This window comes from Arthrobacter sp., assembly GCF_031179985.1.
Taxonomy (GTDB): domain Bacteria; phylum Actinomycetota; class Actinomycetes; order Actinomycetales; family Micrococcaceae; genus Arthrobacter.
The window spans coordinates 116723-143015 of the sequence record NZ_JAPSHJ010000002.1 but is presented as its reverse complement, the minus strand read 5'-3'; the positions used below and the strand labels follow the sequence as shown (position 1 = coordinate 143015).

At 61.7% G+C, this 26293-nt stretch carries 23 protein-coding genes; 22 read left to right on the top strand and 1 reads right to left on the bottom strand.

Annotated elements, in window-relative coordinates:
* Positions 1-167: 167 nt before the first annotated feature.
* The 22 genes from RIN13_RS01810 to dnaE all read left to right on the top strand — a co-directional run bounded on the left by RIN13_RS01810 (position 168) and on the right by dnaE (position 25796).
* Entirely contained in the window at positions 168-539 is a 372-nt protein-coding gene (locus tag RIN13_RS01810) for a DUF3040 domain-containing protein (protein WP_309105617.1), read from the top strand.
* Between the two features lie 312 nt (positions 540-851).
* Positions 852-1280 carry a division/cell wall cluster transcriptional repressor MraZ gene (gene mraZ / locus RIN13_RS01805; RefSeq protein WP_247045223.1) on the top strand — a complete coding sequence of 143 codons (429 nt, stop codon included), beginning with the start codon at positions 852-854 and terminating at the stop codon, positions 1278-1280.
* Positions 1281-1463: 183 nt separating this feature from the next.
* Positions 1464-2462: a 16S rRNA (cytosine(1402)-N(4))-methyltransferase RsmH gene (gene rsmH / locus RIN13_RS01800; RefSeq protein WP_309105616.1), complete on the top strand. Its 999-nt coding sequence runs from the start codon at positions 1464-1466 to the stop codon at positions 2460-2462.
* Entirely contained in the window at positions 2459-3163 is a 705-nt protein-coding gene (locus RIN13_RS01795; RefSeq protein WP_309105615.1) for a hypothetical protein, read from the top strand. The genes rsmH and RIN13_RS01795 overlap by 4 nt, the downstream gene beginning before the upstream one ends.
* A gap of 56 nt (positions 3164-3219) precedes the next feature.
* The gene (locus RIN13_RS01790; protein WP_309105614.1) at positions 3220-5022 is read left to right on the top strand and encodes a penicillin-binding protein 2; all 1803 of its coding nucleotides are present in this window, start codon (positions 3220-3222) and stop codon (positions 5020-5022) included.
* 76 nt (positions 5023-5098) lie between these two features.
* Complete coding sequence (locus tag RIN13_RS01785) at positions 5099-6787, top strand: UDP-N-acetylmuramoyl-L-alanyl-D-glutamate--2,6-diaminopimelate ligase (RefSeq protein WP_375164640.1); 1689 nt, start codon at positions 5099-5101, stop codon at positions 6785-6787.
* 6 nt (positions 6788-6793) lie between these two features.
* On the top strand, positions 6794-8281 hold the full coding sequence (gene murF / locus RIN13_RS01780; protein WP_309105613.1) for a UDP-N-acetylmuramoyl-tripeptide--D-alanyl-D-alanine ligase: 1488 nt from the start codon (positions 6794-6796) through the stop codon (positions 8279-8281).
* Entirely contained in the window at positions 8278-9387 is a 1110-nt protein-coding gene (gene mraY / locus RIN13_RS01775; RefSeq protein ID WP_247045104.1) for a phospho-N-acetylmuramoyl-pentapeptide-transferase, read from the top strand. The genes murF and mraY overlap by 4 nt, the downstream gene beginning before the upstream one ends.
* On the top strand, positions 9369-10985 hold the full coding sequence (gene murD, locus RIN13_RS01770; protein ID WP_309105612.1) for a UDP-N-acetylmuramoyl-L-alanine--D-glutamate ligase: 1617 nt from the start codon (positions 9369-9371) through the stop codon (positions 10983-10985). Before mraY ends, murD begins: the two co-directional genes overlap by 19 nt.
* A gap of 2 nt (positions 10986-10987) precedes the next feature.
* Positions 10988-12307 (top strand): putative lipid II flippase FtsW, encoded by a 1320-nt coding sequence (gene ftsW, locus RIN13_RS01765; RefSeq protein WP_309105611.1) that lies wholly within the window; start codon positions 10988-10990, stop codon positions 12305-12307.
* Between the two features lie 7 nt (positions 12308-12314).
* Positions 12315-13421 carry an undecaprenyldiphospho-muramoylpentapeptide beta-N-acetylglucosaminyltransferase gene (gene murG, locus RIN13_RS01760; RefSeq protein WP_309105610.1) on the top strand — a complete coding sequence of 369 codons (1107 nt, stop codon included), beginning with the start codon at positions 12315-12317 and terminating at the stop codon, positions 13419-13421.
* Positions 13418-14809, top strand: coding sequence for a UDP-N-acetylmuramate--L-alanine ligase (gene murC, locus RIN13_RS01755; protein ID WP_309105609.1), 1392 nt, complete (start codon positions 13418-13420; stop codon positions 14807-14809). The genes murG and murC overlap by 4 nt, the downstream gene beginning before the upstream one ends.
* Positions 14802-15707, top strand: a complete 906-nt coding sequence (locus RIN13_RS01750) for an FtsQ-type POTRA domain-containing protein (protein WP_309105608.1) — start codon at positions 14802-14804, stop codon at positions 15705-15707. Before murC ends, RIN13_RS01750 begins: the two co-directional genes overlap by 8 nt.
* Before the next feature lie 189 nt (positions 15708-15896).
* Positions 15897-17129 (top strand): cell division protein FtsZ, encoded by a 1233-nt coding sequence (gene ftsZ, locus RIN13_RS01745; protein ID WP_309105607.1) that lies wholly within the window; start codon positions 15897-15899, stop codon positions 17127-17129.
* Positions 17130-17235: 106 nt separating this feature from the next.
* Positions 17236-17952 carry a polyphenol oxidase family protein gene (locus RIN13_RS01740; protein ID WP_309105606.1) on the top strand — a complete coding sequence of 239 codons (717 nt, stop codon included), beginning with the start codon at positions 17236-17238 and terminating at the stop codon, positions 17950-17952.
* Positions 17945-18682 carry a YggS family pyridoxal phosphate-dependent enzyme gene (locus RIN13_RS01735; RefSeq protein WP_309105605.1) on the top strand — a complete coding sequence of 246 codons (738 nt, stop codon included), beginning with the start codon at positions 17945-17947 and terminating at the stop codon, positions 18680-18682. The genes RIN13_RS01740 and RIN13_RS01735 overlap by 8 nt, the downstream gene beginning before the upstream one ends.
* A gap of 87 nt (positions 18683-18769) precedes the next feature.
* The gene (locus RIN13_RS01730) at positions 18770-19300 is read left to right on the top strand and encodes a cell division protein SepF (RefSeq protein ID WP_309105604.1); all 531 of its coding nucleotides are present in this window, start codon (positions 18770-18772) and stop codon (positions 19298-19300) included.
* A 120-nt stretch (positions 19301-19420) separates the two neighbouring features.
* Positions 19421-19708 (top strand): YggT family protein, encoded by a 288-nt coding sequence (locus RIN13_RS01725; RefSeq protein ID WP_309105603.1) that lies wholly within the window; start codon positions 19421-19423, stop codon positions 19706-19708.
* A 170-nt stretch (positions 19709-19878) separates the two neighbouring features.
* Positions 19879-20574 carry a DivIVA domain-containing protein gene (locus tag RIN13_RS01720; protein ID WP_309105602.1) on the top strand — a complete coding sequence of 232 codons (696 nt, stop codon included), beginning with the start codon at positions 19879-19881 and terminating at the stop codon, positions 20572-20574.
* Between the two features lie 158 nt (positions 20575-20732).
* Positions 20733-21311, top strand: a complete 579-nt coding sequence (gene lspA, locus RIN13_RS01715) for a signal peptidase II (RefSeq protein ID WP_309105601.1) — start codon at positions 20733-20735, stop codon at positions 21309-21311.
* Positions 21304-22230, top strand: a complete 927-nt coding sequence (locus tag RIN13_RS01710) for an RluA family pseudouridine synthase (protein ID WP_309105600.1) — start codon at positions 21304-21306, stop codon at positions 22228-22230. The genes lspA and RIN13_RS01710 overlap by 8 nt, the downstream gene beginning before the upstream one ends.
* Positions 22231-22265: 35 nt before the next feature.
* Positions 22266-25796 carry a DNA polymerase III subunit alpha gene (gene dnaE, locus RIN13_RS01705; protein ID WP_309105599.1) on the top strand — a complete coding sequence of 1177 codons (3531 nt, stop codon included), beginning with the start codon at positions 22266-22268 and terminating at the stop codon, positions 25794-25796.
* Here the strand turns inward: dnaE and RIN13_RS01700 are convergent.
* The gene (locus tag RIN13_RS01700) at positions 25793-26263 is read right to left on the bottom strand and encodes a flavin reductase family protein (RefSeq protein ID WP_309105669.1); all 471 of its coding nucleotides are present in this window, start codon (positions 26261-26263) and stop codon (positions 25793-25795) included. The two genes, dnaE and RIN13_RS01700, sit on opposite strands and share 4 nt — an antisense overlap.
* Positions 26264-26293 lie beyond the last annotated feature (30 nt).

Below are 26293 nucleotides of genomic sequence, written 5' to 3'. Positions count from 1 at the left end.
ATATTGAACTCTCAGCCTGAACCCAACGACAGCCCCCTCGACCAACTTGATGTTCCCGGAATTCACCACAGAAGGTGGCCGGGAACCTCAGACGCACGTTGGACGTTGTGGGATGAGAGGCAAGGGCCGCGAACAGTCCCGACGCTGGCCGACTTAAGGAGGTCGTGATGCCGCTCTCGGAGCACGAACAGAAGCTGCTGGAGCAGCTGGAGAAGCAGCTGCATGAGGACGATCCCAAGTTTGCCAGTTCCATGGGCTCGGATCCTGGCAGAACATGGTCTACCCGGCACATGGTAATTGGCGTGCTGGCTACCCTTGCCGGTGTTTTGCTGCTGTTAATCGGCGTTTCAGTGCAGATTATCTTCGTCGGGGTCCTGGGGTTCGTCGTGATGGGGGCGGGCGTTTATTTCGCCACCATGCGGAGATCGACCGGAGGCAGCGCGAAGGGCCGTCAAGGCCGAAAGCCGGGAAAGCCCCGCAGCTCATTCATGAATGGCCTGGAAGAAAGGTGGGACGAGCGGCGACGCGGCGACTCGTGACTATGAATCGCTGATTCCCCACTTTCCCCCACACCGCGTTTTGCGCTGTGGCGCAAAGGCAAGATAAAGGACCCGCATAGCCGGGTCCTTTTGCTTTTAAGGCCTCCTGCCTCCGGAAGGGCTCTTTGTCCCTCCACTTCTCCCGGACATGAAAAACCTCGGATTTCTGCGGAAGTTGCCCTGGACGGGCCCTGCAAGATCCGCCGTGTTGCGTTGACTGTGGGGGAATGTGGAGTAAAGTGGAGGATGTAAGAGGGTAGTGGCAGCACAGGGGACGTGCAGCTTCCGACGACAGACGGGCGGTGGGGCCAGGTGTTTCTTGGCACGCACTCACCACGTCTGGACGAAAAGGGGCGGATCATCCTCCCAGCGAAGTTCCGCGAGGAACTTGCCAGCGGCTTGGTTCTCACTCGAGGCCAGGAACGCTGCATCTACGTCTTCAGTGAGCGTGAGTTCGGAAGAATTCACGAGCAAATGCGGGAGGCGCCCATCTCCTCCAAGCAGGCTCGTGACTACATCCGGGTCTTTCTCTCTGGAGCCTCGGACGAGGTACCTGACAAGCAGGGGCGCGTGACTATTCCTCCCGCGCTTCGGGCATATGCAGGTCTCGGCAGGGAACTGGCAGTCATTGGTGCCGGATCCCGCGCAGAGATCTGGGATGCCCAGGCCTGGAATGAGTACCTGGCTGAGAAGGAAACCTCTTTCTCGGAAACCGACGACCCCATTCCGGGAATTCTCTGAGTCCTTGGCTTGGGCTCCCGGGCTCGAGTGACCAGATCACGTTTCTTGGACGAGATCTCCAGCCGCCCATCGGATGGTCCTCCTGGCTTACTTCCCCGAAGCCAGGCGGACAGGACGATAGGCGCGGATGGGGATCTGGCTCAAGGAGCACACGCAGGGACCATGGCAAGGAAGGACGAAGGTATGACTGATCCAGACCAGGCGAAACCGACGTCCGAACGGCACGTGCCGGTCCTGCGGGACCGATGCATCAATTTGCTTGCCCCTGGATTCGAAGCAGCACGCCGCCGCGGTGAAACTCCTATCGCGATTGATGCAACCCTTGGGATGGGCGGGCACTCGGAAGCGATGCTGCAGCGCTATCCCGACCTCCACCTGATTGGCATAGACCGGGACGAAGAGGCACTCGCCCTTGCAGGTGAGCGGCTGAAGTCCTTCTCCTCACGCACTGACCTCGTCCATGCCGTCTACGACGAGATTCCTGAAGTTCTGCAGGACCTTGGGGTGGTGGAAGTCCATGGGATCCTGATGGATCTGGGAGTTTCGTCGCTGCAGCTCGACGAACGGGAGCGCGGGTTCGCCTACTCCTTTGACGCTCCGCTGGACATGCGCATGGATACCAGCCGTGGACAGACCGCAGCTGACATCGTCAACGGCTACAGCGAAGAAGATCTGGTCCGGATCATCCGCAAATGGGGCGAAGAAAAATTTGCAGGCCGGATTGCCAATCGGATCGTTGCCGCCCGGGCAGAGAGGCCATTCGAGACCACAGGGCAACTGGTCGAACAAATCCGCTCTGTGGTGCCCTCGGCCGCCGCGAAATCAGGGGGTCACCCGGCGAAGAGAACATTCCAGGCGCTCCGCATTGAAGTCAATGAGGAACTGGAAGTGCTTGAACGTGCTGTTCCCGCCGCTGTGGAAGCGACTGCCGTGGGGGGACGTGTGGTGGTGATGTCCTATCACTCGCTCGAGGACAAAATCGTAAAAGCTGTCTTTCAGGCAGGGTCGAAGTCGTCAGCACCGCTCGGCTTCCCGGTCGAGCTGGAACAGCACAAACCCGAGCTCAAAACCCTGACCAAGGGCACAGAGGTGCCCACTGCCGATGAGATAGCCGAGAACCCGCGTGCGGCCTCAGCCAGGCTGCGTGCAGTAGAACGTATCAGAGCCAGGAGATCAGCATGAGCACCGCAGCAGCCAAGAACTTTCCACTTGTCTCCGGCAGCTCTGCCCATGCCCTGACCCCCCGCACGCTGACCGGGCCCAAACCCGGCCAAGGAACCAAATCCCGGACGCCCCTGTCCGTGGTGCGCTCCGTACCGTCCAAACGACGCGCCCCATTTGTCGTATTGTGCTTCGCGTTGTTGGCCGCTGCCCTCATGGTGGTCCTTGTGCTGAACATCCAGGTCTCGACATCGCAGTATCAACTGGTGCAGCTCAAAAGCGAGCAGTCCAGCCTGATGAAGCAGAACCAGGATCTGACACAGCAGGTGCAGAATTACGATGCTCCACAGAACCTGGCAGCGAAGGCCACGGAACTGGGCATGGTCCCCTCGTCCGGCAAAGGCCAGATCGACTTGTCCAACCTGACTGTCACCGGAAAGGCACTGCCAGCAGTCAAGGGGGCAAATCCCGGCGCCGTTATCGCCGCCCCGGCAGTCGCCGGTCAGCTGGCCGTCGTTCCGCCTGCGAGTGCGAATGAGCCGCTCGCCGTTCGGAAACCGGATGATGCGTCAAATGCAGCAGGTTCCGCTTCTGCGGCCCCTGCCGCAGCAGGACCTCCCGTCCCAGCCGTAACGCCTCCTGCTCCGGTAGCTGCCGCTCCCGAGGCAAAGCTTCACGGGGGATCGGTGCCGGCACCGCAGCAGAAGACACCCGGCCAGTAGAACATCCCGGCCAGAGGCAGCCCAGTCCACCCACGGTAACCAGCAAGGATTCGATTGTGGCGCGAAGCAGCGGCAAACCGGCAGCCAGGAAAGTGGCGAGCCCCACCAGGCGCCTGCGGTTGGGTCTAGGCCTGATGCTCTCGCTGCTCCTTGTGGTAGGTGGAAAGCTGTTCCTGGTTCAGGGCCTTGATGCGGGGGGACTGGCCCAAGCCGCGCTGAACAACAGACTCAAGCCCACCGTGCTGCCTGCTGAGCGCGGGAGCATTCTCGATGCCAAGGGCACTGTCCTGGCCAGCAGTGTCATCCGCTACAACCTGGTTGTGGACCAGAAGCTCAACACCAAAACTGATTCGTTCCCCCGCCTCGAAACCGTAAACGGCGAAGAAAAGTACGTGGAGGTATCCCGGGACCAAGGCATCTCCGAGCTCGCCGCCGTACTGGGCAGGGACTCAGAGGAGCTCAAAGCGGAACTCACGGGCGATCGGAGATATTACATTGTGGCCAAGGATCTGAAGCCCGATGTCGAAGACAGGATTTCCAAGCTGGGGATTCCTGGAATCGCAGCCGAAGGAACCAGCAAACGTGTCTATCCGAACGGGTCGGTGGCTGGTGGAATTGTCGGATTCCTCAAAGACGGAACAACAGGGCAGGCCGGACTGGAGCAGACGCAGGACGAGATCCTGAAAGGAACTCCGGGCAAGCGGCTCTTCGAAATCGGAGCCGATGGATTGAGGATTCCCGTCGGGGTGGACCAGTTCACCCCTGCCCAGGACGGCAAGGACATCAAACTCACCCTCAATTCAGACCTCCAGTACTTTGCCCAGCAGGCGATCCAAAGCCAGACTGACAAGCTCAGCGCAGAATGGGGAGTCCTCACAGTCCTGGATATCAAGACCGGAAACATCGTGGCGATGGCTGATACGAATGCCCCCGATCCTAACGACCCGGGGAAGGTGGCAGCCGAAGACCGAGGTGTCAGGTCCGTTACCGCGGCTTATGAGCCGGGTTCAGTGGAGAAGATGATTACCGCCGCCGCACTCATCGACGAAGGTAAGTCCAGCCCCCTCGAAAAGTTCACCATTCCGCCGTCGTACAGCGTAGACGGGCAGACGTTCAACGATTCCTTTGACCACGGCACCGAGGACCGGACGCTGGCCGGAATCCTCGGCTGGTCCATGAATACGGGAACAGTAATGGCCGGTCAGCGGCTGACCAAGCAGGAACGCTACGACTGGCTCAAGAAGTTCGGCATCGGCGAGGCTCCTGACATCGGATTGCCTGCAGAAGCCAAGGGTATCCTGACCCCTGCTGACCAATGGGATGACCGGCAGCAGTACACGGTTCTGTTCGGGCAGGGGGTCTCGCAGTCCACTCTTCAGACCGTCCGCGCTTACCAGGCGATCGCCAACGACGGCGTGATGCTGCAGCCAAGGCTGATTGACAGTTACCTCAGTCCTGACGGAACTGAGGAAAAGGTGCCCGCCAAACCGGCAAGGGAGGTCGTCTCCAAGGAAACAGCCCAACAGATCCGGGACATCCTCGAGAGCGCCGTAACCGAGGGCCAGATCAAGGATGCGGCCATCGACGGTTACCGCGTGGGAGCCAAGACCGGAACCTCGGAGTCACCCTGTGACGATGGCAAGTCAGGCTACTGCGGCTACACAGCGTCCATGGTCGGAATGGCGCCAATGGACAATCCGCGGTTTATTGTTGAAGTGGTCCTGCAACGGCCCAAGGGCAGCATCTACGGAATCACCAACGGTCCGGTGTTCCGTTCCGTAATGAGCCAGACGCTGCGGACCTACAACGTCCCGCCATCCACCGGCGAGCCCGCCAGGTTGCCGCAGTACGCCAAGTAGCACGTCCACAACCGCATGTATTTGGGGGCACACTCTCTCGCCGGGGTGTGATCAACTAGCACCAACGGAGATCCACTTGTCAGAGCTCAATGCCCATGCCGCCAACACCGGCCAGAATGCTCCCGCTCGGGACAACACAGATCCGGACGACCCAAGCCGGCACAACACCACACGCGGCTCTTTCCGTCCCTCCTCCGTCAGCGACGTGGCACTTGGAAGCCTCGGGGAGGAAATCGGCGTGGTTGTCCCCGAGGCTCTGGGGTCCATCGCCGTCACGGGCATTTCCCTCAACTCCCGGTCAGTAGAACCGGGAGACGTCTATGTGGCATTGCCGGGTGCTACCCGGCACGGCGCCGACTTCGTCGGGCAGGCCGTCTCCGCCGGAGCCGTGGCTGTCATAACGGACGACGCCGGTGCGCGCCAACTTGCCCTGTCGACGGACATCGAAGTGCCAGTGCTGATTGCACAGGACCCCCGCTCGCTGGTGGGCACGCTTGCTGCTCGCGTCTACGGGAACGGCGCAGGCAACGAGGGCTCGCCCGCGCTTTTTGGAGTGACGGGTACCAACGGCAAGACTACGACGACCTACTTCATCAATGCCCTCCTCAGAAGCCTTGGCATGACGCCCGGGCTGATCGGGACCATTGAGATTCTTGCCGGCGGCGATCCCATCCCCAGCCTGCTCACCACCCCGGAATCCACCGACGTGCATGCGCTCCTCGCATTGATGCGGGAGCGCGGCCTGGAGGCAGTCTCCATGGAAGTCTCCTCCCACGCCGTTTCCTTCCACCGGGTCGACGGCGTCATCTTCGACGTGGCCGGGTTTACAAACCTCACGCAGGATCACCTCGACCTGCACGGCTCCATGGAGGAATACTTCCTCACCAAAGCCCAGCTGTTCACGTCCGAACACGCCGCGGCCGCTGTCATCACGGTGGACGATGAGTGGGGGCGGCGGCTCGCGAGAATGGCCGATATCCCGGTCGTCACGCTCTCCACCCAGGTGGGCCAGGGGCCCGCCGCAGCTGACTGGAACGTGGCAGAGGCTGTACCCCGCAGGCTCGGCACAGGCTTTACGCTCCAGCACCGGGACGGCAGGGAGATCCGGGTGCACACAGGATTGCCCGGCACCTTCAACGTGTCCAACGCGGCACTGGCTACCATCATGGTGCTCCAATCCGGAGTGAACCAGGAACGGCTGCAGGAGGCGCTGGACGCTGCCGACCCCTTCAGTACTTCTGTTCCGGGCCGCATGCAGCTGGTATCGACGTCGCCGGCCGCCGTCGTGGACTTTGCTCATAACCCCGATGCCCTTTCACGAGCCCTGGAGGCGTTACGCCCGTCTGCTCCTGACGCACGTCTTATCGTGGTTTTTGGGGCAACGGGGCAACGGGATAAAGGCAAAAGGCCGACCATGGGTGCCATTGCGGCGCGGTCCGCGGACATCGTCATAGTCACGGATGACGACCCCCACGATGAGGATGCAGCCGCAATCCGGAGCGATGTCTTAGCCGGTGCGGCAGCCGCGAAAGAAGCAGAAGGGCTGGATTGCGCCATTATGGAGAGCTCCCCCCGCGATGTGGCCATACGGCAGGCAGTTGAACTCGCCCGCCCTCAGGACACAATCCTCGTTGCTGGCAGGGGGCATGAGGTCTGGCAGGAAGTACAGGGGGTCAATCTCGCGCTGGACGACCGCGAGGAACTCCGCGCCGCCTTGACAGCCCGTGGATTCTCGGCTCTCGAAGACCAGCGGATAGAGTCCTAAACCGAGATGATTGCATTAACTGCGGCTGAAATTGCCAACATAACAAACGGCCGCCTCGCCGCCGATCCCGCCATCAAGCCTCTTTCTGTCGTGACGGATTCCCGCGAAGCCTCTCCCGGGTCCCTCTACGTCGCGAAACCGGGGGAAAACGCGGACGGGCATGACTTCGTTGGCGCGGCCTTTGATCGTGGCGCTGTGCTCGCGCTCGTAGAGCATGACATTGCCGACGCCACCGGTAGCCCGTATCCCGCCGTCGTTGTTTCCGATGCCGTGCTGGCCATGGGAGCGCTGGCCGCGGAGTCCGTGCGCCGGATCCGCGCATACCGTGAGGCCGAGGGCACCAGGCTGACGGTCATTGGCATCACAGGCTCAGCCGGCAAGACCACCACCAAGGACCTGCTTGCGGGGATCCTGGCCGCCGAGGGTAAAACGGTAGCGCCGCAGGGCTCCTACAACGGGGAGGTAGGTGTTCCCCTCACCGTGTTCAAAGCCGATTATGAAACCCGCTACCTTGTTATCGAGATGGGGGCCACCGGCGTCGGGCACATCCGCTACCTCGCAGACATGGTTCGGCCGGACATCGGAGTGGTCCTTGGAGTTGGCACGGCCCACGCAGGAGAATTCGGCGGAGTGGCGAACATTGCCAAGGCCAAGGGGGAGTTGCTGGAAGCACTTCCTGAGGCCGGCATCGGCGTGATTAACCTCGATGATCAGCGAGTGGCCGCCATGGAGAACCGCACCTCCTCTTCGGTCCTTGGGTTCTCGGCGCAGCCGGAACGGCAGGGCAGGAAGGCAGACGTACAGGCGGTCGACGCTGAAACCAGCAGCGCTGGAAATCCTGAGTTCCTCCTGTCCCTTCCTGGCGAAAGCCAAGGGTTTCATGTGTCAAGCCAGCTGATCGGGGCTCATCACGTCACCAACCTGCTGGCCGCTGCCACGGCAGCGCACGCTGCAGGGATTGCAGGACAGCAGATTGCCCGTTCGCTCAGTTCGCAGACCGCCGCCAGCCGGTGGCGGATGGAACGCACGGAGCGTCCCGATGGCGTGACCATCATCAATGACGCCTACAATGCCAATCCCGAGTCCATGCGTGCGGCGTTGAGGACCCTTGCGGACCTGGGGCAAGGGCGGCGCACCTGGGCTGTCCTGGGAGCCATGCTTGAACTCGGACCCGACTCGATCCGCGAACACACCGCCGTTGGTACGCAAGTGGTGCGCCTGAACATCTCCCGCCTTGTCGTGGTCGGCCGGGAGGCCCGGTCGTTGTATGTCTCGGCGGTCCAGGAGGGGTCCTGGGGCGACGAATGTGTTTTCACCGAGACAGCCGATGAAGCGTACGATCTGCTCCAATCTGAACTCCGCCCCGGGGACCTCGTTCTCTTCAAGTCGTCCAACAGCATTGGACTAAGGCACTTGGGCGATCGGATAGCATTACCCCCACATGCCCCGGCAACCGCCACTCGAACCGCCAACGAAGGGAGCGAACTGCTGTGATCGCACTGCTGATCGGCGCTGGCTTGGCCCTCCTGTTCGCATTGGTGGGTACGCCGCTGTTCATCCGCCTGCTCGTGCACAAGAGCTACGGCCAGTTCATCCGGGATGACGGACCCACGTCCCACCACACCAAACGTGGCACGCCAACGATGGGCGGAACGGTGGTGGTCTTTGCAGTCATCCTGAGCTATGGGCTGACCCACCTCATCATGTGGATGATGAATCCGCGTTCGCCCGGGCCCTCCGCATCTGCGCTGTTGCTGCTGTTCCTTGCCGTCGGCATGGGTCTGGTGGGCTTCCTGGATGACTACATTAAGATCTCGAAGCAGCGCAGCCTGGGCCTGAACCCTGCCGCCAAGCTTATCGGCCAGGGCGTAGTGGGCGTAGCGTTCGCCGTCATGGCATTGGGATTTCCGGACGCGGATGGCGTCACCCCTGCATCAACTCATATTTCGCTGGTACGTGACATCCCTTGGCTCAACCTCGCCTTCGGTGGAACGGTCATCGGGGCCATTCTGTTCGTGATCTGGTCGAACCTGATCGTGACTGCGGCGACCAACGGCGTCAACCTGACTGACGGGCTGGACGGGCTGGCCGCTGGGGCTTCCGTCATGGTCTTCGGCGCTTACACTGTCATGGGAATCTGGCAAAGCAACCAGGCATGCGGCTCGCCACGACAGGCCGGCGCCGGTTGCTATTCGGTCCGTGATCCGCTGGATCTGGCCCTGCTCGCGGCCATCATGAGCGCCGCGTTGGTCGGCTTCCTGTGGTGGAACACCTCCCCGGCCAAAATCTTCATGGGAGACACGGGATCGCTCGCCATCGGTGGAGCCGTGGCAGGCTTTGCCATTCTCTCCCGGACGGAACTTCTCCTGGCCTTTATTGGAGGGCTGTTTGTCCTGATCACGCTGTCAGTGATCATCCAGGTGGGCTATTTCAAGGCCACCAAGGGCAAGCGTTTCTTCAAAATGGCTCCGCTGCAGCATCACTTCGAACTCAAGGGATGGGCCGAGGTCACTGTCGTGGTCCGGTTCTGGATACTGGGGGGCCTATGCGTGGCCGCTGGCTTGGGAATCTTCTACGCGGAATGGGTAGTGCTGCTGTGAACGCACTGATCCGCGGACTTAACCCCGCAGCCCGGTCAGCGAACCTGCTGAGGCTCAAAGACCTTGTCAGCTGGGATTCAGACTGGGCCGGGCTCCGTGTCGTTGTCACTGGCATAGGCGTTTCGGGTTTTGCGGCAGCCGACACCCTCATCGAACTGGGCGCAAGGGTAGTCGTTGTGGATGCCTCAACGAGTGCAAAGGCGCAGGCGCACGCTGACACCCTGAAGATCGTGGGCGCCGCCGACATCCTCCTCGGGGAAGATGCCGTTCAGTCCGTGCCCCGGGTGGACGGCGAAGTACCTGACCTCATCGTCACCTCGCCCGGCTGGCGGCCTGACCAGGCCCTCCTGGCGGCTGCTGCACGCGCGCACATCCCCGTCTGGGGCGACGTCGAACTCGCCTGGCGTGTACGTGAACGCGCGGGGCGCAAGACGGCGGAGTGGCTCGCCATCACCGGCACTAACGGTAAGACCACCACTGTGGGACTGACAGAGTCCATGTTGCAGGCTGCAGGGCTGAAGGCCATCGCCGTGGGAAATGTGGGAACCCCCATCCTTGATGCACTCCGGGACCCCGTGGAATACGACGTCCTGGCCGTCGAACTCTCAAGCTTCCAGTTGCACTGGAGCGAGTCCGTTTCCCCCCTTGCAAGCGTGTGCCTCAACGTGGCCGAAGACCACGTTGACTGGCACGGCTCCTACGATTCGTACCTTGCGGACAAGGCAAAGGTCTATGAGCGGACCCGGGTCGCCTGCATCTACAACGCCGAACAGGTCGAAACCGAACGGATGGTCGAAAACGCGGACGTCGTGGAAGGCTGCCGCGCCATCGGTTTCACCACAACAACCCCTGCCGTCAGCATGCTGGGCGTGGTTGAAGGGCTCCTGGTAGACCGCGCCTTCATCGCTGAACGCAAGGACAGTGCCGCTGAGCTTGCTGCCCGATCCGATCTTGGGCCGGTGGCACCGCGCCACATGGTGGCAAATGCCCTCGCCGCCGCAGGCCTCGTGCGGGCGTATGGTGTGGACGCGTCGGCAGTCCGCCAGGGCCTTCGGAACTACATTCCCGGCGATCATCGCATCCAGCTGGTGGCCCGCTATGACGATGTCCTGTGGATCAATGATTCCAAAGCCACCAACCCCCATGCTGCGGCGGCATCACTGGGGGCTTTCCAGAACGTCGTTTGGATTGCCGGCGGGCTCTCGAAGGGCGTCAGCTATGACGACCTTGTGCGGGAAAATTCGCACCGCCTCAAAGCTGTGGTCCTCATAGGCGAGGATGTGACTGACCTTTCGGCCGCCCTTGAGCGACACGCTGCGGATGTTCCGGTGATCAGGGCTGAAACGGGCGACACTGACAATACGCAGACTGCCGGAACGGGTGGTGCCTCCACGGGTTCCGGGCTGGACTCCGGCAGGTACGTGATGGCGAAAGCCGTTGCGACGGCGGCCCAGATCGCCTCACCGGGCGATACCGTGCTCATGGCGCCGGCGGCTGCTTCCATGGATCAGTTCTCTTCCTACGCTCACCGTGGCGACGCTTTCATCGAGGCCGTTAGCGAGCTCGTGGAAGGGCAGGCCCGGACCGGCGAGGAGTAAGAATGGCCAGCACGCCAACACGCACCACCGGAACGGCGGGCGGGGCAAAGCCGCGGCAGGCTTCGACGGCGCGGCAGGCCAACACATCCCTTCCTGTCAAAGTCCGGAATGGATACCGTCGCTTCTGGTCAGTACTTGAGGGGACCGGCACGTCCCGCAACGGCTCCACGTATTACCTCATCCTGGGTTCTACGCTGGCCCTTACTGCCATCGGCATCATGATGGTCCTTTCTGCCTCAAGCGTGGAAGCGATCGCGGCAGGTGAGTCACCTTATTCCGCCGCCCTCAAGCAGGGCATGTTCGCCGTCATCGGCCTGTTCTTCATGTTTATCCTTTCGCGCGTTAATGTCGTCTGGCTCAAGCGTTTTGCCTGGCCCGGAGTGGGCATTGCGCTGGTCCTCCTCATCCTGGTCCAGGTGATCGGCGACGAGGTCAACGGCAACAAGAACTGGATTGATCTGGGCGGCATCACTTTCCAGCCCTCCGAGGCCGCCAAGCTGGCTCTGGCCCTTTGGATGGCCACTGTTCTGGCGATGAAAAGGAAGCTCCTCCACCGTTGGCAGCACGCCCTGATCCCCGCTGTGCCCCTCGCCGGCATCATCATCGGCCTGGTTGTCCTGGGCAATGACCTCGGCACAGCCATGATCATCATGATGATTACTGCTGCGGCACTCTTTTTTGCCGGCGTGCCGCTTTACCTTTTCGGCTTCGCCGGACTGGTTGCCGCGGCAGGTACCGCCGTCATGGCACTCACCAGCTCCAACCGCATGTGCCGCATCACCTCCTGGTGGACTGGCGGGGCCTGCACCAACGGCAGCGATGCCAACTACCAATCCACGAACGGCCTCTACGGCCTGGCCTCGGGTGGCTGGCTTGGAGTAGGGCTCGGCCAAAGCAGGCAAAAGTACAGCTGGATCCCGGAGGCCCACAACGACTTCATTTTTGCCATCATCGGAGAAGAACTCGGCCTGGTCGGTACCCTCGTTGTGCTGGTCCTCTTTGCCATCCTCGGCGCAGCCATCTATCGGGTAGTGGTGGCCCAGGAAGACATGTTCCACCGGGTATTGGCGGGAACCATCATGGTCTGGCTGCTGGGACAGGCAACGGTCAACATGGCCGTCGTCACAGGCCTGGCTCCCGTGATCGGCGTGCCCCTTCCGTTTATTTCCTACGGTGGCTCGGCCTTGCTGATGTCACTATGTGCCATCGGCGTAGTGTTGTCGTTGGCGAGGGCCCAGATGGCACCCGGTATCCAGCCCAAACGGCTGCTTCCGGCCCGGGCAAAGGCCGGACGCAAAAACTCCCCACGAAAGCGGAAATAGCATTCCAATGAACCCGAAGTCCTCCTCCCTGTCCGTGGTCCTCGCCGGCGGTGGAACGGCCGGGCACGTCAGCCCGCTCCTTGCCATCGCCAACGCTCTGCGGCAAGCACGTCCCGAAGCCAGGCTCCTCGCCGTCGGGACGCCAAGCGGTATGGAAACACGACTTGTCCCGGCTGCAGGAATTGAACTTGCGACAATAAACAGAGTCCCGTTTCCTCGCAAGCCGTCGCTGGACCTCCTCCGCCTTCCTGGGCGTCTGGCTGCTGCAGTCGGGCAGGCGGGAAAGATATTGGACGATACCGGTGCCGATGTTTTGGTGGGAGTGGGTGGATATGTCTGCACTCCGATGTACCTCGCCGCCTGGCGGCGCAGGATCCCGATCGTCCTGCATGAAGCCAACACCAGGCCCGGACTGGCAAACCGCATCGGTGCCCGGCTCAGCAACCATGTCGCAGTCGCCTTCGAGCAGACCAGGCTTCAGGGCGCACGGCATGTCGGCATGCCGATGCGCCCGGAGATCTCCGGGCTCGACCGGACATCAGCGCGGCGGGAGGCGAGGTTGTCGCTTGGACTGGACCCTGAGCGCCCTACCCTGATCGTCACCGGTGGTTCCTTGGGCGCCCAGAGCATCAACCGCACCATCGCAGCATCCCTCCACCTACTGGCGGAAGCTGGCATCCAGACGCTCCACATCACCGGCAGGGGAAAGTCCCTGCAGGATTCGAATGGCCGTCCGTTGGAGGCGGAGGGCTACCGGCAAATCGAATTCGTGGACGGCATGGAGACCATTTATGCGGCAGCCGATCTGCTCCTTGCCCGCGCTGGAGCCGCCACCGTTTGCGAGGTGGCCGCTGTGGGTTTGCCGGCTGTATTCGTTCCTTTGCCTATTGGGAACGGGGAGCAGGCCCTGAACGCCTCAAGCCTGGTGAATGCCGGAGCGGCCCTGTCGGTCAATGATAAGAACTTCACCCCCGAGTGGGTCAGCAAGGAGATCGTTCCGTTGCTGTCTGACACGGAACGCCTCGGCCGGATGGCCTCGCAAGCCCAACAACTTGGTATCAGAAACGCCGATCAGCTGATGGCCGGCCTCGTCCTGGAAGCGGTAAACCGATGAATCAACCCGGGCTGATGATTGAGCCGCGGAAGCAGGAATCCCTCGGCAAGGTCCATTTCATCGGCATCGGAGGCGTGGGAATGTCAGCGGTTGCCCGGATCATGGTTGCCCGTGGGGTGGCAGTGAGCGGTTCCGATGCCAAAGATCTTCCTGTGATGGCCGAGTTGGCAGCTGCAGGGGCGCGCATCGCCGTCGGGTATGAAGCGGCAAACCTCGGGGACGCCGACACGGTGGTCTCCGGATCCGCCATCCGGGAGGACAATCCCGAGCTTGCAGCAGCACGCAACCGGGGCATCGCCGTACTGCATCGCTCTCAGGCCCTGGCTGCGCTGATGGCTGATGATGACGTGGTGACGGTTGCCGGCACGCACGGAAAATCGACCACTACCTCCATGGTGACCGTGCTGCTCCAGGGGGCAGGGCTCGATCCATCCTATGCAATCGGTGCCAACGTACCCGCCCTCGGCGTCAATGCCGCCCACGGGGCATCAAAGGTCTTCGTTGCGGAGGCGGACGAGTCTGATGGCTCCTTCCTGAACTACCGGCCACGGATTGCCGTGGTTACCAACGTGGAAGCGGATCATCTGGACCATTACGGCACACCGGAGGCAGTCTATGAATCGTTTGATCGATTCGCGGCGCTCCTTCCGGCTGATGGTTTATTGATTGCCTGCGGTGACGACGACGGCGCACGCGCCCTGACGGAGCGGACAAGGGCGGGAGGCGCAACCCGGGTCCTCCTCTACGGAACCGCTGAGGACTGTGAGGTCCGCTTGCACCACGGTGGTCCGGACGGCAGCTGGTTATCGACGCCTGAGGGATGCTTTAAGCTGGACCTCAAAGTGCCTGGGCTGCACAATGCCCTGAATGCGACAGCTGCCTTTGCCGTGGCCCGTGAACTTGGTATTGAACCACAGCTGGCAGCCACTGCCCTGGCTGACTTTTCCGGTGCGTCCCGGAGATTCGAATTCAAGGGTGAAGGCCGCGCTGTTCGGGTCTACGATGACTACGCGCATCACCCCACCGAGGTCCGCGCGGCATTGTCGGCTGCCCGTTCGGTGGCCGGAACCCACAAGGTGCATGTGCTCTTCCAACCTCATTTGTTCTCCCGGACCCGGGAGTTTGCGCGCGACTTTGCGGAAGCCCTCAACCTGGCCGACACCGCCCTGGTGCTGGACATCTACCCGGCGCGCGAAGATCCTATCCCCGGCGTCAGCAGCCAATTGATTGCGCAGTACCTTGAGGCAGGCGGCAGGCTTGTAGGGGCCGGAACCGAAGCAGTATCCCAGTTGACGGCGGCGGCCCAACCCGGCGACGTCATCCTGACAGCGGGTGCGGGGGACGTCACGGCTTATGGCCCACTCATTGTGGAGGCGCTGAGTGGCTAGCACCCGGAGGCCAACGTACAAGCGCTCCGGCAGCAAACCATCCGTGGATAAAGGTCCGTCTGGCAAACCACCCGTTGGCAGGCCGCAAACGGTTGGCGACCGGCAACGTTCCGGGATCATTTCGGCATCCAAATCTGCGGACGAACCGGGCGATCAGCCTTCCGCGCCACTCCCGGACAATGTGGTCAGCTTTCCTGAGCCCAGGGCAAGGCGGATCAGGCGGAACATCATCATTACGGCCTGCATCGTTGCAGCGTTGGTGGCCGGGCTGCTCGTCGCCGCCATTTACTCCCCGGCGCTTGCGGTCAGGACCATCACGGTCCAGGGCACCAAGATGCTGACAACTGAGCAGATCCAGACGGCGTTGGAACCTCTGGAGGGCAAGCCCCTGCCGCAGGTAAGTGACTCCGAGGTCAGTGCATTGCTGCAGCCACTTGTCCAGATCAAGGATGTTACGACGCAGGCCAGGCCTCCTTCAGGGCTGCTGGTCCAGGTTCAGGAGCGCGTCCCTGTGGCACTCCTTAAGCAAGGCGAGACTTTTCAACTCGTCGACATCGAGGGCGTCCAGCTCAGCAGCACCACGGATCCGTCCAGTATCCAGCTACCCGTCATCGACGGCGGCGGCGGGGCCATGGGCAAGGATCTGTTCCATGCCATCACAGGTGTGCTGGGTGCCCTCCCGGCCGACGTGCTGACAGAGCTTTCAGATGCCTCGGCAAAGTCCGTGGACGCCGTTGAGCTCAAGCTCGTGGACGGGCAAACCATCGTCTGGGGAAACGCGGGGGAGAAGGAGCTCAAAGCGAAGGTGCTGGAGGCGCTGCTCAAGGTGCCGGCTGACCCGAAGAACCCCGTCAGTGTCTACGACGTCAGCGTCCCCAGGCACCCCGTAACCCGCTAAAGAGCACTATTTCGGGGGTATTCCGACGACACGCGGTGGTGGTATTTGAATGTGGCAAGCAGAGGAAATAGCGTCACAAGCATGAGTTAGTTGACATAACTATAACCCTCAGGTCGAGGGTTAAGGTTGAAAGCTTCAAGCTAGACTCCATCAGGTTTCGCATCAGGACACGAACAAGGGACACGTAACGTGGCAGCTCCGCAGAATTACTTGGCCGTCATCAAGGTCGTCGGCATCGGCGGCGGTGGCGTGAACGCAGTCAACCGCATGATCGAGGTAGGTCTGCGCGGCGTGGAATTTATCGCGATCAACACAGATGCCCAGGCCCTGCTCATGAGTGACGCTGACGTCAAGCTTGACGTTGGACGCGAGCTGACCCGTGGCCTCGGCGCCGGGGCCAACCCTGAGGTCGGCAAGCAGGCCGCCGAGGATCACGCTGACGAAATCGAAGAGGTCATCCGCGGCGCGGACATGGTCTTCGTCACCGCTGGCGAAGGCGGCGGCACAGGTACCGGTGGCGCCCCCGTTGTGGCGCGGATTGCCCGTTCCCTCGGTGCCCTGACAATCGGTGTTGTTACCCGCCCGTTCACCTTCGAAGGCCGCCGCCGTGCAGGCTCGGCCGAAGCTGGAATTGACGCCCTCCGCGACGAGGTTGACACCCTGATCGTGATTCCCAACGACCGCCTGCTCTCCATCAGCGACCGGAACGTCTCTGTCCTGGATGCTTTCCGCTCCGCTGACCAGGTCCTGCTGTCCGGTGTCCAGGGCATCACCGACCTCATCACCACCCCGGGCCTGATCAACCTCGACTTCGCCGACGTAAAGTCCGTGATGCAGGGTGCGGGGTCCGCGCTGATGGGTATCGGTTCCGCCCGCGGCGAGGACCGCGCCGTCAAGGCCGCAGAACTCGCCATCGCGTCACCGCTGCTCGAGGCATCCATTGACGGCGCCCACGGAGTGCTGCTGTCCATCCAGGGCGGCTCTGACCTTGGGTTGTTCGAGATCAACGAAGCGGCCCGCCTCGTACAAGAGGTTGCCCACCCGGAAGCAAACATCATCTTCGGTGCGGTTATCGATGATGCCCTCGGGGATGAAGCCCGCGTAACGGTTATTGCAGCCGGTTTCGACGACGTCAAGGCAACCTCGCCCTCTATGGACCAGACTCCTGCGCAGGCAGCACCGCAGCGGCCGGCAGTCCCGGCATCCGCTCCTGTTGGAGTGCCGGCGCAGGCTCCGTCGCCTGTGCAGGCCCAGCCGGTGCACGCAGGCATTGGTGCCTCCGGCCTGAGCAACTGGGGTCAGCAGCGGCACTCAGCTGTGCCCGCCGACTCAGGCTTCGACGTCGACCTCCCCTCGGTTGTGGAACCGGACCACTCCGGGAGCCATTCTGACGACCTGGACGTCCCCGACTTTCTGAAGTAACGCCGGCGTCCTGAAGTGATTCGGCTTCCTGGCGTGACGTAGGCTTAGGCTTCCGAGTGCCACCGGGGCCCACCCGGCGCCGATCTATTGCTTGAAGGTGTTCTGATTGTTTTCGTGGCGAACCGAAGTCCGTCCCGGCACGTGGGTGGCCTTCACCGACGCCGGGGCGGGGAACCTGGCGTTGCATGTGGGTGATGATCCTGCTGATGTCAGGCGTCGCAGGGACCTGCTGGAAGCGGCGTCGGGGATCAAACCGCGGCGCTTCCAGTACATGAATCAGGTCCACGGCAGCGATGTCCTGTTTTTGGAAACCAGCGCTGACGCACATGACACAGCCGTCCCTACTGCCGATGGGCTGGTCTCGCGCGGGATGCCCCTGGCGGTGATGGTGGCTGACTGTGTCCCCGTCGTGATGGTGGCTGAGCCGCCGTCGGGCACGGGCTCCCTGCCGATTCTTGCCGCCGTCCATGCCGGACGCCCCGGTGTGGCGGCGGGAATCGTGCCCGGGGCAATCCACAAGATGCGCGACGCCGGTGCCGTGGACATCCGGGCCTGGATAGGCCCCTCGATCTGCGGCTCGTGCTACGAGGTCCCTGGCAGCATGAGGGATAGCGTGACAGCCACGGTTCCGGCGGCGTGGTCTGAGACCTCGTGGGGGACGCCCGGGTTGGATCTTCCGGCAGGCGTAAGGAGCCAATTGGAAGCTGATGGCGTCGCAATCGAATACTCAGGACAATGCACCCTGGAGAATGAGTCCCTGTATTCCTACCGCCGGAACCGGCACACTGGACGGTTTGCCGGACTGGTATGGACGCATGAGTGATTCCTCAATGCACAGGGACGACTCCAGAACCTCTCAACTCCGGGAACGGCTCAATGCCGTCCGCCTTCGGATCGGGAAAGCCGCAGCAGCGGCGGGACGTACCACTGCTCCCCAGTTGATCGTGGTCAGCAAGTTCCATCCCGCCGAGGATGTGCGGCGCCTGGCCTCCTTGGGTGTCCTGGACTTCGGAGAGAACAGGGACCAGGAAGCAACAGAAAAATCAGGTCTGCTGGGAGACCTCCCGCTGCGGTGGCATTTTGTGGGGCAATTGCAGAGCAACAAAGCCAAATCAGTGGTGCGCTACGCCCACGCAGTGCATTCGGTGGACCGGCCTCAAATCGCAGGTGCCTTGGCTAAAGCTGTTGCTGCACAGCTTGAGGGTTCCAGCCGTGATCCGTTGAAGTGCTTTATTCAGGTCAACCTCGATGACCACCCCCAGGGCCATCGTGGTGGTGCCCTGCCTGCTGACGTGGGGTCCCTTGCCGACCACCTGGCAGAGCTGGAGGGCCTTGAGCTGGCTGGGCTGATGGCCGTGGCGCCGCTTGGCGGTGACCCGCGGAAAGCCTTTGCGAAGCTGGCGGGAATTTCTGCGTCCCTGACTTCAGTCCACCCTCAGGCGACAGGCATATCCGCAGGGATGAGCCAGGATCTTGAAGCGGCCATAGAATTCGGGGCGACACACCTCCGAATTGGTTCGGATATTCTCGGTTCGCGTCCGGCGTTGGGGTAGCGTCAAAGTACTGGATGAGAATGGCGGGGATTCCGGTACTGTCAAGTCAATTGAGCTGCCCGCTGACGGACACGATAGGAGTCGACCATGGCAGGCGCTCTGCGCAAGACAATGATCTATCTTGGGCTCGCTGATGGCGACGAACACTACGAGTCCGAGCATCATACATCGCACAAGGGTGAGGACAATTCGATGGAGCATGACCGCGAGGAACGCCGCGCACCGGCACCTGTCCGCGAGGTCTCCCGGGAAGCGTCCTACGCCTCCGAAGAGGAGTACCGTGCCCCAGTGACACCTATTAAACGTGCGGCATCGAGCCGCGAAGAAGGCTCCGGACTCCGCCAGATCACCACAATCCATCCGCGGTCCTACAATGACGCCAAGCTCATAGGTGAGAGTTTCCGTGACGGCATCCCTGTCATCATGAACGTCACCGATATGGGGGAGGGCGACGCCAAGCGGCTCGTCGATTTCTCTGCCGGCCTCGTCTTTGGACTTCGGGGGAGTATCGAGAGGGTCACCAACAAGGTTTTCCTCCTCTCGCCCTCCTACATCGAGGTCATCGGGGACGACAAGAAGGCCAGCGAGACCCAGGCCAGCTTCTTCAACCAGAGCTAGAGCAGCCCTGTTATCGGTGCCGGACAGGTCCGCCTGTCTGGCATCTGTGCTGAAATAGACAAGACGACTTCTACAGGACACCTCGGTTTCCGGAATGAACATGGAGATATGAGTTAGCTCATGGGAATTGTTTTCGGTCTTGTCTACCTGGTTCTGCTGTTCTTTTTGGTGGCGCTGATCATCCGCCTGGTCTTTGACTGGGTCCAGATGTTTGCGCGGGAATGGCGACCCCGTGGGGCCGCACTTGTGGCTGCCCACGGTGTGTACTCCATCACAGACCCACCCCTGAACCTCCTGCGGCGGCTCATCCCGCCTCTGCGGCTTGGCGGGATCTCCCTGGATCTGGGTTTCTTGCTGTTGTTCATTGCGGTGAGCATCGCTATGGCAATCGTCCGGGGTTTCGCGTAATTTTCATAACAGCTTGCGGCTGGCAAGCAGGCCCGAAAACGGGTCGCTAAGCCGTGAAAAAACTCTGGTTTGACACTGACGTGTTGAATTAGAGGAACGAGACCATATTTAGGTACCGTAGTTTTGACGGCCGGAAGGCCGCCGACTAACTAGACCAACGAGGTGACCAGATGGCTTTGACGCCAGAAGACGTTGTCAACAAGCGCTTTCAGCCGACCAAGTTCCGCGAAGGCTACGACCAGGACGAGGTTGACGACTTCCTGGACGAAATCGTCGTCGAACTGCGGCGCCTGAACCAGGAGAATGACGAACTTCGTAAGAAGCTCGCAGAAGGCGGTTCCGGCTCGCCTGCGACGTCGACAGTCGCGGCGCCCGTCGTAGAGAAGGTGCCGGCCCCCGTCAAGGCGGACAAAGACGAGTCCCGCGCCAAGGCCGAAGCCGAGGCCAAGGCTGCTGAGGCAGCACGCAAGCAGGAGTCGGAGAAGGCTGCAGCTTTGGCAGCCGTTCCCGTAGCTGCTCCGGGTGCCGGTGGGATCACGCCCACGGCTGAATCTGCTGCCGGGCTCCTGGCCATGGCTCAGCAGATGCACGACAAGCACGTTGCCGACGGTGAGCAGCAGCGCGACAAGATCATTGCGGAAGCACAGATCGAAGCCAGCAGCCTCGTCAACGACGCGCAGGAGAAGTCCCGCAAGGTCCTTGGTGCACTTGAGCAGCAGCGGTCAGTGCTGGAGCGCAAGGTTGAGCAGCTCCGTGGATTCGAACGCGACTATCGCTCACGCCTCAAGGCCTACATCGAAGGCCAGCTGCGCGACCTGGACGCCCGTGGTTCTGTGGCGGCGCCGGAAGTCGAAGCCAACAACTAACGTTGCAAGAAGTATTCTGAAAGCCGGTGGCTGGGGATTCCTTGGCCGCCGGTTTTTCCATTAAGTCCATGCGACACGAACCAACTGACAGCAACTGACAGGCCCGTACCCGCGGTCCGTCTCCCAGCGATTTCGCTGGCACCGGAATGAAAGCCCCCATGACTGACGAACTCGCCCCTGACGCTGCGCAACCGTCCCCTGCCAAGCCCAGGTCACGGCGGCTCCTGCTGATGTCCCTGTTTGCCGGTTTCGCTGTGTTCGCCTATGTATTTGATCAGCTGACCAAGCTCTGGGTGACCAGCACGATGGTAGAGGGCGAACGCATCCCTGTCCTCCCCCCGCTGCTTCACTGGTACTACATCCGAAACTCCGGGGCGGCCTTCTCGATTGGCGAGAACGTGACCTGGGTTTTCACCATCATCATGTCCGTGGTCTCGATCGCCATCCTTTTCCAGCTCCGACGGTTGGGTTCGGCCTGGTGGGCGCTGGCCTTGGGGCTCCTGCTGGGGGGCGCACTGGGTAACCTGACGGACAGGGTCTTTAGGGAACCTTCGTTTGCCATGGGGCACGTGGTGGACTTCATTCAGTTGCCCAATTTCGCCATCTTCAACATTGCTGACTCGGCGGTGGTTTCCGCTGTGGCAATCATCTGCATCCTGACCCTTAAGGGAATAGGCCTGGACGGATCGCGCCACATTCATACGGACACCAGGAAGTCGACGGATCACAGTGCCTGAACGCGTCATTGTGCCGCTTGAGCTCGCCGGGACGCGTGTAGATGCGGGTCTTGCGAAGCTCATGGGCATCTCCCGCTCACTGGCCGCCACCCTCATCGCCGAGGGGAATGTCACGGCAGCAGGCAAGGCTGTCGGAAAGTCGCTCAAACTCTCGCCCGGCACCGTGCTGGACGTCGTCGTGCCTGAACGGCGGGACCCGCTTGAAGTCGTGGAGGAAGCCGTGGAAGGCCTGAAGATCCTGCTGGACGACGACGACTTTGTGGTCATCGACAAACCCGTAGGAGTCGCTGCCCACCCATCTCCGGGATGGGTCGGTCCCACTGTCGTGGGCGGCCTCGCCGGTGCCGGGTACAGGATCTCCACTTCCGGTGCTCCCGAGCGGACCGGTATCGTCCACCGGCTCGACGTCGGAACGTCCGGCGTGATGGTGGTGGCGAAGACCGAAGATGCCTATACAGTCTTGAAGCGCGCCTTCAAGGAGCGAACGGTCGACAAGGTCTACCATGCCGTTGTCCAGGGCCTCCCTGACCCGTTGGCCGGCACCATCGACGCACCGATTGGCCGGCACCCCGGTCACGACTGGCGCTTCGCCGTGATCGAGGACGGGCGTCCTTCTGTCACCCACTACGAGGTTCTCGAAGCGTTCGGGAAGGCGTCGCTGGTGGAAGTCCACCTCGAAACCGGGCGCACCCATCAGATCCGCGTCCACTTTTCGGCGTTGCGTCATCCCTGTGCCGGAGATCTGACATACGGTGCCGACCCCCGGCTGGCTGCCTCCCTGGGGCTGACCCGTCAGTGGCTGCATGCCCGCCAGCTCGGGTTCGACCATCCCCGGACGGGGGAGCATGTAACCGTGACCAGTGAATATCCTCAGGACCTGGCTCACGCACTGGAGATCCTGGATTCGGGCCAAGCCTGAAGCAGGTTGTCCGACGTCGGCACTAGAATGATTCGGTGACTTCCAGCAACGACTCGTTTGTCCATCTCCACAACCACACCGAGTACTCGATGCTGGACGGTGCCGCGCGGCTTGGCGACCTCTTCAGCCACACCAAGGAACTGGGGATGAACTCCCTGGCCACCACCGACCATGGATTCGTTTTCGGGGCCTTCGACTTCTGGAATAAGGCCCGCAACTCGGGAGTGAAGCCCATCATCGGCGTGGAGGCCTATCTGACACCGGGTACGGCACGCCAGGACAAAACCCGTGTGCGCTGGGGCGATGGCGGCCGCAATGACGTCTCAGGCGCAGGTTCGTATACGCACATGACCCTGTGGGCCGAAAGCACCCAGGGAATGCACAACCTCTTCCGGATGTCCTCGCTGGCATCGCTGGAAGGCTATCTGTACAAGCCGCGCATGGACCGGGATCTGCTCCAGACCTACGGCCAGGGGCTGATCGCTACCACCGGGTGCCCCTCTGGCGAGGTTCAGACCAAACTCCGGCTTGGCCTGTACCAGGAAGCCAAGCAGGCGGCGTCGGATTTCCGGGACATTTTCGGAGCGGAGAACTTCTTCTGCGAGCTGATGGACCACGGCCTCGACATCGAACGGGCCATCCAGGGTGACCTCATCAAGCTCGCCAAGGAACTCGGCCTGCCCATGGTGGCCACCAACGATCTGCATTACACCCACGCAGAGGACTCAGCCAGCCACGCGGCGCTGCTGTGCGTCCAGTCGGGGTCCACTATGGCCGATCCCAAACGTTTCAAGTTCGACGCCGACGAGTTCTACCTCAAGTCTCCCCAGGAGATGCGGGCCATCTTCAGCGACCACCCGGAGGCCTGTGACAACACCCTTCTGATTGCCGAACGCTGCGACGTCGAGTTCAACACCAAGGCCAACTTCATGCCGCGGTTCCCCGTTCCTGAAGGCGAGAACGAGGAGTCCTGGTTCGTCAAGGAGGTCGAAGCAGGGCTGCAGTACCGGTACCCGAAGGGCATCCCGGACGCTGTCCGAAAGCAGGCCGACTACGAGGTCGGCGTCATTGTGCAGATGGGCTTCCCTGGCTACTTCCTCGTGGTGGCCGACTTCATCAACTGGGCCAAGAACAACGGCATCCGCGTGGGTCCCGGCCGCGGCTCCGGTGCAGGTTCCATGGCCGCCTATGCCATGAGGATCACGGACATCGATCCGCTGGAGCACAGCCTGATCTTCGAGCGGTTCCTCAACCCGGACCGCGTATCCATGCCCGACTTCGACGTCGACTTCGATGATCGGCGGCGGTCCGAGGTCATCAAGTACGTCACCGAGAAGTACGGTGACGAGCGCGTGGCCATGATCGTCACGTATGGCACCATCAAGGCCAAGCAGGCACTTAAGGACTCCTCACGCGTCCTGGGCTACCCCTTCTCCACCGGCGAACGGCTGACCAAGGCCATGCCCCCGGATGTGATGGGCAAAGGCATCGCCCTTGCCGATGTGCATAATCCTGAAGCCAAGCGCTATTCGGAGGCGGATGAGCTGCGCGAGCTCCTCAAGTCCGACGCCGACTCCCAGAAGGTCTTCGAAATGGCCCTGGGCCTCGAAGGGCTGAAGCGGCAGTGGGGCGTGCACGCTGCCGGCGTCATTATGTCCTCAGACCCTTTGATCGACATCATCCCGATCATGCGCCGGGAGCAGGACGGCCAGGTCATCACCCAGTTCGATTACCCCACGTGTGAGGGCCTTGGCCTGATCAAGATGGACTTCCTCGGGCTGCGGAACCTGACGATCATCACGGACGCCGTGGAGAACATCAAGCTCAACAAGGGCATTGACCTCGTGCTGGAGGATCTTGAACTCACGGACAAGGCTTCCTACGAACTCCTTGCCCGCGGTGACACTCTGGGTGTTTTCCAGCTCGACGGCGGACCCATGCGGTCGCTGCTCAAACTCATGCGGCCGGACAACTTCGAAGACATCTCGGCCGTGCTGGCGCTCTACCGGCCCGGACCCATGGGTGCCAACTCGCACACCAACTACGCACTGCGTAAGAACGGGCTGCAGGAGATCACGCCCATCCACGCAGAGCTGGAAGAGCCGCTGGCGGAAATCCTGGGCACCACACATGGCCTGATCGTGTATCAGGAGCAGGTCATGGCCATCGCCCAGAAGGTGGCCGGATACTCCCTGGGCCAGGCAGACCTCCTCCGGCGAGCGATGGGTAAGAAGAAGAAGGAAGAACTGGACAAGCAGTTCGAAGGCTTCTCCCAGGGCATGCGTGACAATGGCTATTCTGCCGCCGCTATCAAGGCGCTGTGGGACATCCTGCTTCCCTTCTCCGACTACGCCTTCAACAAGGCACACACCGCCGCGTACGGGGTGATCTCCTACTGGACTGCGTATCTCAAGGCCCATCACCCGGCTGAGTACATGGCCGCCCTGCTTACGAGCGTTGGGGATGACAAGGACAAACTGGCAATGTACCTCAACGAATGCAGGAAAATGGGCATCACGGTGCTTCCCCCGGACGTCAACGAGTCCAGCGTTAACTTCACCCCCGTGGGGACGGACATCCGCTTCGGCATGGCCGCCATCCGCAACGTGGGTGTCAACGTTGTTGAGGCCATGGTGGCTGCCCGGGAAGCAGAGGGTGCCTTCACCTCGTTCAAGGACTATCTGCTCAAGGTTCCGGCCGTTGTGTGCAACAAGCGGACCATCGAATCGCTGATCAAGGCCGGGGCGTTTGACTCGCTGGGGCATCCCCGTCGTGCGCTGGCCATGATCCATGAAGAAGCCATCGACTCCGTCATTACCCTGAAGCGCAACGAGGCGATAGGCCAGTTCGACCTTTTTGCCGGCTTCGAGGACCAGGAGCCGGAAGCCTCCCTCACCACCGAGATCCCGGACCTGCCGGAATGGGAAAAGAAGGACAAGCTCTCCTTCGAACGGGACATGCTGGGCCTTTACGTCTCGGATCACCCTTTGCAGGGCCTGGAGGGTTTGTTAAGCCAGCATGCCGATCAGACCATCACCTCAGTGATCGGTGAGGACGGACCCAACGACGGCGCCATCATCACTATCGCCGGCATGATCACGTCTTTGAGCAGGCGCATAGCCAAAGCCAGCGGAAATGCCTATGCCCGCGCCGAAGTGGAGGACCTTGGCGGATCCATGGAGGTGATGTTCTTTGGCCAGGTATACGGCCCCATCGCCTCAGTGCTCGCCGAAGACCTGATCGTTGTGGTCAAGGGCCGGCTCCAAAAACGCGACGACGGTGCTGTCACGCTGAACTGCATGGAGCTGTCCGTTCCGGACCTCAGCGACAACATGAACGGTCCCGTTGTCATCACTATGCAGACCCACAAAGCAACCGAAGCTGTTGTCACCGAACTTGGCGATGTGTTGCGAACCCACCGCGGAACGTCCGAGGTCCGGCTGCTTCTCCAAGGGGATACAAGGGTAGAGGTGATGGGCCTGCCGGTTCATCTCCGGGTCAACCCGACACCGTCGTTGTTCGGGGACCTGAAAGTGCTACTGGGGCCAACCTGCCTCGACAACTAGATCTCGTAGTCCAGGGGGACTGGCTGGCCATATCCGCCCGAGTGGTAGAGCAACGGCGAGCCATCCTCGCCAACCTGGCCGTCCACGACCTCGACCACCACTACAGCATTGTTCTCGAAGGAGAGCCGCATCTGGATCTTGCCGATCAGCCAGCCCGTCACATCCTTCAGAATAGGCACGTCGTGTGGTCCGAGCGCCCAATGGTCGCCCTCGAAGCGGTCCTTGGTTCGTGCGAACCGGTCAGCCAGCGGCTGGTTTTCAAGTCCGAGCATATGCAGCCCTATATGTGAAGTGTTCGCGACCGCGGGCCAGGAACTGGAGCTGCGGGCCATGTTGAAGGTGAAACGGGGCGGCTTGGCCGAGAGCGAAGCGACTGACGTTGCCGTGAATCCGAACGGAACGCCGTTGTAATTGACGGTGATAATGGACACACCGGCAGCGTGGCGGCGGAACATTTCCCGGAACATGCCCTCAAAGGCTGCCTCATTTGGGGCCAA